Below are 9,659 nucleotides of genomic sequence, written 5' to 3'. Positions count from 1 at the left end.
TTCAGAGACAGAGCTATCATTCAGTTCATGTAGATTTGCTTTTGGATATGATAACGCAAATCCGAGGATATGAGCCGAATAATCGGTGGAGTTTGATACCCTTCATTGGATGTGGTATTATCTATAATAAACAAACGGAACGACATCCTTTTGCTATGAATTATGGTGTTCTTAGTAAGCTCAGGCTCAATAAGACCCTGCTTTTAACATTTGAATTAGGTGGCGCTACTACCTTCCGGGATTTTGATGGGGTTGGAAATAAGAATAAGTTTGGCGATAACATGTTCCATTTAACAGCCGGATTATCATTCGCGATCGGTAACAAAGGATGGAGGCGTGCTATTGACGCCCAACCTTATATTGATCAAAATGCCCAACTCATAGCTTCTAATCAAGAACTAACTCGCCATAATTCTGATTACCGGAATATTCATGATCAGGATATACGGATAATTAACGAAATGAAGAAGATTTTTGAGATAGAAGGCATTCTTGATAAATACAATGGCCTTTTTAAGCGGAAGAAAACAGATGATGCAAGCTCTCTTCAAAACAATGATTACCCGAAGAATGATTATGATGGGCTGAATTCATTAAGGGCAAGACTCCTTTCTTCAACTAACATGGATGAGGAAACAGGCAATACCTTCATTGACGCAAATGAAATTGGAGGAAAATTAATGGGGAATGATACGATAACTACTGGGAATTCTGATATATATAATGCTGATAACCTCTGTACTGGAAAAGAATATTTGAAACTGCTTTTTTCTGGAAAGGAGTGTATAGGTTCTCCTATCATGTTCTTCTTTTTGGTCGATACAGACCAGCTTACAGACCCTTCCCAGCTAGCCAATGCGGATGAGCTTGCCCGTATATGTAAAAAATATAATCTCCGATTACGAGTAATCGGTACTGCCGATAGTGCAACAGGTGATGCAATACGAAATCAGAACCTGAGTATATGTCGTGCAGATTATATATCTGAAGAGCTTGTAAAACGGGGAGTTTCTCAGAATCGGATTACTAAAGTATGTAAAGGTGGGGTGAACGATTATCAGCCTATACAAGTAAACCGTTGTGCAAAGGTTGAACTTTTTTTTGAGCCGGTATTATCTGCTCAGAATAATATAAATAATTCAAGTAATAAATAGTTATAGGCTTTATGAGAGTAATTCCGGATTTTATAAAAGATATGATATTGCTGGGTAAGCTTCAGAAAGAAGGTTGGCGTATTATGGACATTGAGAATCCTACTGAAAGGCAACAACTGGCAGCGGTAAGAAACCATGTAAATTATATTGTATATATTAAAGAACCGACGGAAAAGGTTCAACTGGCAGTAGTGAAAGAATGGCCATCCCTTTTGCAGTATATAAAAAATCCAACGGAGAAAGTGCAAAGAGAGGCTATAAAAATAATGTAAGTAATATACAGTTTGTTGCTAAGCCGTCAGAAGAATTACAGGAAGAGGTGATTGGACGGGGCGCATATAATATCCGGTATATCAAGAATCCTTCTATAAAAACACAAATGGCGGCAGTAAACGAAAATGCTTATGTTATAACGAGTATTCGGGAGCCGGATGCTATGGTCTGTTTAGCAGCGGCAACTAAGATCTGTAAAGGGGACATCGGAGATATTAATTCGGATGCAGATATTGTCGGAGAGGCAAAAAAACTATTTGCTCGACTTGATGTGATTAGCAATACGGCATATGAATATCGGTTAAATGCCAGTTATGCAGATAGCTATGAAGTGCGTGATTCTGAAACGAAAGAAGCGGATGAATGGGAGGAAAGACAGAATGCCAGAGCTATTCAGAAGTTTAAGAATGACGTTACAGTTAATAAAATGCTACAGAGAATCTCTGACATTGAGATTTATCCTTCGGGTGATAGGAATATGTCTATCCGTTGTAGAATTGATGGAGTACAACAGATGGCAGTTAATCTTTCATGGAGAGATGCGGTAGAGTATAATAATTGGGGGGACGAGAAGCAATTGGCGGCGGATTATTTTAAGGATGCTTTGAATGAAAAGCAGGAACTACATTCCTCTATAAGAAGATAGTGGAGTCGATTTTTTAATGAGTTAGAGATTTAGGTATGATATAGTAATTGAATGAAAACCTATTCCCGAATAGATGTGCTTTTGTTATTTTGTAAAATGTTGACTGTATAAATAAAATAGTCACAATGTCCCTACTGAAAATTAAAAATTTTGCTTTCCTTGAATATTGGGCAGAAGTAAATGGTATCAACCAACTTCTGTCCTATTCTTATATACATAGTATATACTTCTCATACTCAAAAAAATATCCCCTAAAGATTTGTAGAAGTCGAATGCTTACATTATTTTTGCAAACTTTTTCGATGCAGGGAAAGCAAAAAACGGAATGAAAAACACAGACTTACCACCTGTTTCCTTCTCCACATTCCCCATTATTTAGATTAATATAGACGCGCAGTGATGCGCAGAAAGGAGAAATTATGAATTATAAATTTGAAGCTGAACATACGTTTTTTACATCCGATACACATTTTAGTCATGCGAATATTATTCATTTTTGTCATCGTCCGTTCAACGATGTGGATCATATGAATGAAGTATTGATTACCAACTGGAATCGGGTCGTGCAACCTGAAGATACGGTCTTTCATTTGGGGGATTTTTGTTTGGGAGGTTCTGCCGAATGGACAAAAATACTCGATAGGTTGAATGGCAAGATTTGTCTGATCATGGGTAATCATGATCGAAAGAATATACGTCAAGGATATATGAGCCGGTTTGAGGAAGTGGCGGTGCAGATGCAAATTGAAATAGGAAAGCGTAGTATTTACCTGAACCACTATCCGTTCCTCTGTTATGGTGGCGCTTATCGGGATGTATGGCAACTCTTCGGGCATGTACATACCTGCCCCGATAGTACCGGAGTAGATACGCAGCGTCTCGGTATGCTTTTCCCTACGCAATACGATGTTGGAGTCGATAACAACAACTATACTCCCGTTTCATATGAGCAAGTACAAAAGATTATTCTGAAACAGATCGATCGAAATAAAGATGGGAAAGAAAAATAGCTCCTCACTCTCGCTGGACGATTACGTCAGAGCGATGAAGAAAGGAAGTCGTGAAGCCGAAAAAGAATTATTGGGTCCTGGTTTTCATGCCACACATCATGTGCATACATCGGTGAAGAACTATAGCCGGAAACTAAAGCATAAACGAGGATGGGAAGAGTAAATCTCTCTATTCATCCTGACCGTATTGGTAGAAATGACGTGTAAAAGGCCGTTGTGAATTGACAATAAACTATATAATATGAATTTTAGCAGTAAAAAGATGTAATGTCTAACCGAAGCATAATTAGTGCAAGGCATGTTGTGCTTCATAACATTACATTTAATATGAGTAGATCGAGGAAGAAATTTCCTGCAGGCGTTTGCTGTTGTTGTAAGTCACAAAAGAGAGGAAAGAAAGTGGCGTCAAAACGATTCAGAAGACGTGTGAGAATGTTGATTAGCCAGGGGAAATATGAATTGTTGCCAACACATTCCATTGAATTGACCTCCCCTTGGGACTTAGGTGGTGATGGCAAAACTTATTATGGCTATCATTCGGATTGTGATTGGATGTCAAGCTAATGCGTAAATGAGTAAGCCTTACTTAACAATGAATTAGCGTAGCGATACGCAGAAAGGAGAAATAACATGAGAAAGATCATTGTTCATCCTAACTTTAATACAGAAAGATGATGGACAAAAGAAACAAACTTTGGAGGCATGAACAGCAGAGGCGGCTATTTAAGGCCCGTATGATTCTTTATGAAGCCTATGGACATTTTGTCATTTGTAAAGATGCTCATTTGAATAAACATCCTTATTGGTTTGAACTGGCAAAGGAAAAATGGACACAGGTTTATAAAGCTATGGGTATTCCATGCAGTTGTTGTTACAGAGCCGTATTAAGAACAAGGCGAGAAAGATTGTGAGGGACGAATTGAAACGCATCACGAACGATGAGATTCTGGAACATCTGCTGCTCGGAAATGAGTAATAATTCTATCAACCGAAATTGGTTGTAGTCCATTAAACAACCAATTTCGGTTGATATTTAAAAAACAACCAATTTTGGTTGATTTATATGGGAGATATATTACCTTTGTAACATAGATGTTCAATTATAAACAGAATATGGATATAAAAGGTGTTATAACAGGAGATATTGTCAATTCAACAACGATAAAAGTTGATTGGAGAAAACATTTGATAGACTCTATCCCACGAATAGCGGACGAGTTGAGGATTTTAAGCCCTTTGAAAATAGAACTATTTAGAGGAGATAGTTTTCAATTGATTGTAGATAAGCCAGAAGAAACACTAAAGATAGCAGTACTATTAAGAGCCGGTCTTAAAAGCAATACCCCTTTTCAGAGTAAGGGTATATGGGATGCGCGTATCGCCCTTGGAATCGGAGAAATTTCTTATACATCAGACAAGGTTGTTATTTCTGATGGCGAAGCATTCCGTTTTTCCGGTTGGGGACTTGATGAAATTGGGAAACGGAGATTGACAATAAGAACGAGATGGGAAGACATCAATGAGGAATTGAAAGTAAGTACAGCATTTGCGGATGATATTATTTCCGGTTGGACGTGCACACAAGCACAAGTTGTATATCAGGCATTACTTCATCAAACGCCACAAAAGGATATTGCGGTAAAATATAATAAAACCGCTCAAAATATAAGTAAATTGCTTGGAACTGCAAAAGAAAATCTTATTCGTATTTATTTAGAACGATACGCTGTATTGATAACTAAAAAACTACTATAATGGATATACTGATATTATTAAGGTTGCTATTTGCCCACATTTTTTCTGATTTTATTTTGCAGACAGATGGTATTTGCGATAACAAGAGAAAAGAAGGATGGGTTAAATTAAAATCTTTAATCCTACATTGCCTGATTCATGCCATCACCTCCTACTTGTTTGTAGCTCAATGGGATAATTGGATTATTCCATCTGTAGTTTTCTTGACTCATTTTATCGTGGATTTCGTTAAATCCACAATGAAAGAGAAGTTGAGCACATTTGTTATAGACCAATTTTTCCATGTAATAGTTATATTTGCTTTATGGCTCTTTTTATATAATGATGGAAATTTTAAGTTAGAATGGATTGCTGATAATTTGAATGATCTTCACTTTTGGTACGTGATTACTGCTTATCTGCTTATACTGACTCCTACTTCAATATTCCTTAATTTATTCATTAAACGGTGGAGTCCAAAAGACAGTGCATCTCAGAGCCTTCCAAATGCGGGAAAATCAATAGGATATTTAGAACGCATACTAATCTTGACTTTTATTCTCACTGGAAACATAGAAGGTGTTGGATTCTTATTAGCGGCTAAATCTATATTTCGTTTTGGAGAATTGAATAAGGCGAAAGAAATTAAAATCACAGAGTATGTATTAATAGGTACTTTAGCCAGTTTTACAGTTGCTATTCTTATCGGATTTTTAACTCTGAAATTGATAAATTGATGTATATAAAGTCACTACATATAGAAAATTATAAGAGCTATAAAGGAAACTTCGATATAACTCTCAATAAAGGTGTCAATATTCTCGTTGGTAACAATGAATCGGGAAAATCAACTATAATTGAAGCTATTCATTTGGCACTTACAGGTATGTTAAATGGTCGATACCTTAAAAATGAACTATCTCAATATTTATTTAATAATGACATTGTTGCGGAATATCTTGATAACCTAAAAAAACAGAGACCTGCACAGCTACCCTATATCTTAATTGAATTATATATCGGAGGTGATGATTGTCCAATGTTTTGTGGAAATGGTAATAGTAAAAGGCAAGATGATTGTGGATTATCTTACAAGATTGCCTTCGATGAACGATATAGGGATGTATATGAAGAATTAATAAAACAGGAGGTAAAGACCATTCCTATTGAATATTATGATGTAGTATGGACTACCTTTGCCCGCGACAGTTCAATAACGAGTCGGAATATACCATTAAAATCTGCATTGATTGATTCTTCAAGCAATCGTTACCAAAACGGTTCTGATATTTATATTTCACGGATAATCAAAGAATGTTTAGATACAAAAGAAGTCGTTGATATAACACAGGCCTATCGAAAAATGCAAGAAGTGTTTATGGGCGAGGAATCTATTGGCAATATCAATGCAAGGTTAAAAGATGCCAGTAAAATTTCCAACAAGAATGTCGAACTTTCTGTTGACTTATCTTCTAAGAATGCATGGGAAAGTTGTCTAATGACTTATCTTGATAAGATTCCTTTTAATTATATTGGTAAAGGGGAACAATGTATAGTCAAAACAAAACTGGCATTAGGACATAAAAAGGCAAAAGAAGCCAGCATTCTTTTGATGGAAGAGCCTGAAAATCACCTTTCATATTCAAAACTCAATGAACTTATTGCTACAATAAAGGAACATTGTGCAGATAAACAAATATTAATATCAACTCATAGTAGTTTTGTAGCAAATAAGTTGGGGCTAAAATCACTTATTTTATTACATGATAAAAAGACATTGCGATTAAATGAATTGTCTGATGATACTATCGAATATTTTGAAAAACTGTCAGGATATGACACATTGAGACTTCTCCTTTGTAGAAAAGCTATTTTAGTAGAAGGCGATTCTGACGAATTGGTTATCCAAAAGGCATATCTTGTAAGATATGGAAAAATGCCGATAGAAAATGGTGTTGATGTCATTGCTGTCGGAAATCTTTCTTTTTTACGTTTCTTGGAAATAGCTAAATATTTGGATGTATCTATTGTTGTTGTAACAGATAATGATGGAAATATTCAAGCCTTGCAAGAAAAATATAAAGAGTATAAAGATTTACCCAATATTCAGATATGCTATGATATGGCTATTGATTCTGGCTCATTAAAAATAGGTGACAAACCATTTAATTATAATACGATGGAACCTAAAATTGTAAAATCAAATAATATAGAAAAGATGAATCTGATTTTAGGTACACATTATACTGATATTGACGATTTACACAAATATATGAAATCTCATAAAACAGATTGTGCATTGAAAATATTTAAGACTAAAGAACAGTTGACATTTCCAGATTATATAAAAGATTCGATAGATGAGTAATAAAGTTATAATTGCAGCAGCAGGATCTGGTAAGACTACTCATTTAGTAAAAGAAGCTCTTCGCTTGCAAGGAGTTCAAATACTTATTACCACCTATACAGAAGAAAATGAAAAGGAAATCCGCAAGAAATTTGTGGAATTGAATAAATGTGTTCCTGCTAATGTGAAAATCCAGACATGGTTTTCCTTTTTACTTCAGCATGGTGTTAAACCATATCAGAGTTATTTATATTCGGATAAAATATCTGGACTATATTTGTATAATGGCATTTCTGCTAAAGGAACAAAAGAAACCGATGTCGCACGTCATTATTTAACGACAGATGGCAAGATATACTCTGATAAAATAGCTAAATTTGTCTGTAGATGTGATGAAAAATCAAAAGGAACAGTCATAAAAAGGATTACTAATATATATTCTCATATCTTCATTGATGAGGTGCAGGATTTAGCAGGATATGATTTGGACTTTTTGAATAAATTATTTCCTACTTCATTAGAAATAATATTAGTCGGTGATCCAAGGCAAGGTACATTTTCTACCAATAACTCATCCAAAAATAAAAAATATCAAAGGTCAAATATATTGTTATATTTTGACTCTATCAGAAAGAAATTTAATCTTGAGATTGATTCCACATCATTAAATATTAACCATAGATGCGTATCTGCAATATGTGACTTTTCTAATAAGTTATATCCAGATATGAGTGCAACAATATCAGATAATACTGATGATGTCGAACACAAAGGTGTCTTTCTTATACGGCCATTCGATGTGGATGATTATTTAAGCAAATATCAGCCAGTCCAATTGAGATATAATATAAAAACAAGAACGAACGATTCGTGTCCTACATTAAATTTTGGAGCTTCTAAAGGATTATCATTTGACAGAATATTGATATATCCAACTCAAGCAATATTAGATTGGCTTATTGGCAATAAGCCATTAGCAGCGACAAGCAAATGTAAATTGTATGTTGCTATTACAAGAGCTCGGTATAGTGTGGCAATCATATATAATTATGACGAAGAATTAAATATAGATGGTATATTGAAATATAAATAGGAAGCGGGAAAGACTCCCGCTTCCTTATTTTCGGTTCTTCTTATATCATTTATTTTTTCTTATGCCATTATTCCCAATGTTTACACACATTATATCTGAGTATAACTTTATATCTTTGATTTTTCTTTTAGCAACGTTTCTTTCAGTACCTCTTTCGTCAGTTTCTTTTCCTTCGATTGGATGAGCGATAAGGCGCACCGTCTCACCACGTTGGTGATGGAACCGCCGGAGAGTTCCGTGTCGGAGGCCATGTCTGTCAGCACGTCCGCATCCTTTCCCAGCCATTTTATGGGAAGCATCTTCCGCCACAGCTCGGCACGGAGTTCCTTGTCCGGCATCGGGAAATAGATGACCGACTGAAACCGACGGGAGAATGCCTCGTCAATATTGCTCCGCAGGTTTGTCGCCAGAATCACCGTACCCGGAAAGTCCTCTATGCGTTGCAGCAGGTAGGCTACCTCCTGATTGGCGTGACGGTCATTGGAGGTATTAGTCGAAGTACGCTTGCCGAACAGCGCGTCCGCTTCGTCGAAGAAAAGAATCCAGTTGCGGTTTTCTGCCAGGTCAAACACCTTGGCAAGGTTCTTCTCCGTCTCACCGATGTATTTTGAAATAATCATCGACAGATCCACCCGATACACGTCCATAGCGTTCTTTTTGCCCAACAGGGTTGCCGCCAGTGTCTTACCCGTACCCGGAGGACCATAGAACAGGGCACGGTACCCGGCTTTCAGGAAACGTTTCAGTCCCCAGTCCTCCATGATGACCTTATGTGAGGCAATCCACGTATTGATGTCCTCCAGTTCCTGCGCCGTATTATAGTCCAGCACCATATCATCCCAGTCCAGTTCCGTTGTGATGCGCTTGGCGGGAAAACCTACATTGTAGTCCGGCTTGTAGTCCCTGTCCAGCAGGACTTTGCTCAGGAACTCATCCGATACGCGCAGCTGCCCGCTCAGGAACGGTTCGCCTTCACCGGCACCTTCCAGCCGCAGGATATTTTGCGTATAGAACCAATGGTCTCTCTGGAACATGCGGATGACAGCCTTCTTTTTCTCCATATCCTCTCCGGCGATGATGAACGAAGCCGTCTCGCCGGTAGGCAGGAAACCTCCGTGCGACAATCCTTTCCAGCCGCCGAACTCGGTGTACTGACGGTCGAAATTCTTGTTCTGCACGAAAAAGATGTCCAATGCCTGCGGACTGGTATGCGGCATCAGGGCAAGCATGATAACCACACGCTCGTTGAATGTGATTTCCTGTCGTCCTGTCATGCTTTCCAGCCAGCCGTCGGCGGGAGGCGTGACCTCTTCTATCGAGAAGTATTCGCTCCCTTGCTGGAAATAAAGCTGTATGGCGGTGGTCAGCATGGTGCCGAACCAGTCGATATGTGCTGTCATCA

Annotated in this window: 11 protein-coding genes; 10 read left to right on the top strand and 1 reads right to left on the bottom strand. The window is 37.4% G+C overall.

Annotated elements, in window-relative coordinates:
• The 10 genes from BN161_RS20540 to BN161_RS20500 form a co-directional block, all read left to right on the top strand.
• The coding region (locus tag BN161_RS20540) for an OmpA family protein (RefSeq protein ID WP_044269810.1) at positions 1-1,154 on the top strand (1,154 nt) is incomplete at its 5' end.
• Between the two features lie 11 nt (positions 1,155-1,165).
• A complete protein-coding gene (locus BN161_RS20535) occupies positions 1,166-1,426 on the top strand; it encodes a hypothetical protein (RefSeq protein ID WP_044269804.1) in 261 nt (86 codons plus the stop codon).
• Between the two features lie 107 nt (positions 1,427-1,533).
• Positions 1,534-2,073: a hypothetical protein gene (locus BN161_RS20530; RefSeq protein ID WP_044269802.1), complete on the top strand. Its 540-nt coding sequence runs from the start codon at positions 1,534-1,536 to the stop codon at positions 2,071-2,073.
• Between the two features lie 419 nt (positions 2,074-2,492).
• On the top strand, positions 2,493-3,083 hold the full coding sequence (locus BN161_RS20525; RefSeq protein ID WP_044269800.1) for a metallophosphoesterase: 591 nt from the start codon (positions 2,493-2,495) through the stop codon (positions 3,081-3,083).
• A complete protein-coding gene (locus tag BN161_RS20520) occupies positions 3,067-3,246 on the top strand; it encodes a hypothetical protein (protein ID WP_044269798.1) in 180 nt (59 codons plus the stop codon). The genes BN161_RS20525 and BN161_RS20520 overlap by 17 nt, the downstream gene beginning before the upstream one ends.
• 263 nt (positions 3,247-3,509) lie before the next feature.
• Positions 3,510-3,647, top strand: coding sequence for a hypothetical protein (locus tag BN161_RS30690; protein WP_244436576.1), 138 nt, complete (start codon positions 3,510-3,512; stop codon positions 3,645-3,647).
• A gap of 549 nt (positions 3,648-4,196) precedes the next feature.
• Positions 4,197-4,838 carry a hypothetical protein gene (locus BN161_RS20515; RefSeq protein WP_044269797.1) on the top strand — a complete coding sequence of 214 codons (642 nt, stop codon included), beginning with the start codon at positions 4,197-4,199 and terminating at the stop codon, positions 4,836-4,838.
• Positions 4,838-5,554, top strand: coding sequence for a DUF3307 domain-containing protein (locus tag BN161_RS20510; protein WP_044269795.1), 717 nt, complete (start codon positions 4,838-4,840; stop codon positions 5,552-5,554). Before BN161_RS20515 ends, BN161_RS20510 begins: the two co-directional genes overlap by 1 nt.
• Complete coding sequence (locus BN161_RS20505; RefSeq protein ID WP_044269793.1) at positions 5,554-7,185, top strand: ATP-dependent nuclease; 1,632 nt, start codon at positions 5,554-5,556, stop codon at positions 7,183-7,185. The genes BN161_RS20510 and BN161_RS20505 overlap by 1 nt, the downstream gene beginning before the upstream one ends.
• The gene (locus BN161_RS20500; RefSeq protein WP_044269792.1) at positions 7,178-8,257 is read left to right on the top strand and encodes a UvrD-helicase domain-containing protein; all 1,080 of its coding nucleotides are present in this window, start codon (positions 7,178-7,180) and stop codon (positions 8,255-8,257) included. The genes BN161_RS20505 and BN161_RS20500 overlap by 8 nt, the downstream gene beginning before the upstream one ends.
• A 107-nt stretch (positions 8,258-8,364) precedes the next feature.
• Here the strand turns inward: BN161_RS20500 and BN161_RS20495 are convergent, their stop codons facing one another.
• Positions 8,365-9,657, bottom strand: a complete 1,293-nt coding sequence (locus BN161_RS20495; RefSeq protein WP_044269809.1) for an ATP-binding protein — start codon at positions 9,655-9,657, stop codon at positions 8,365-8,367.
• Positions 9,658-9,659: the final 2 nt, after the last annotated feature.

Source organism: Bacteroides timonensis (assembly GCF_000513195.1).
GTDB classification, from domain to species: Bacteria; Bacteroidota; Bacteroidia; order Bacteroidales; family Bacteroidaceae; genus Bacteroides; species Bacteroides timonensis.
This window is presented reverse-complemented; position numbering and strand designations above follow the sequence as displayed.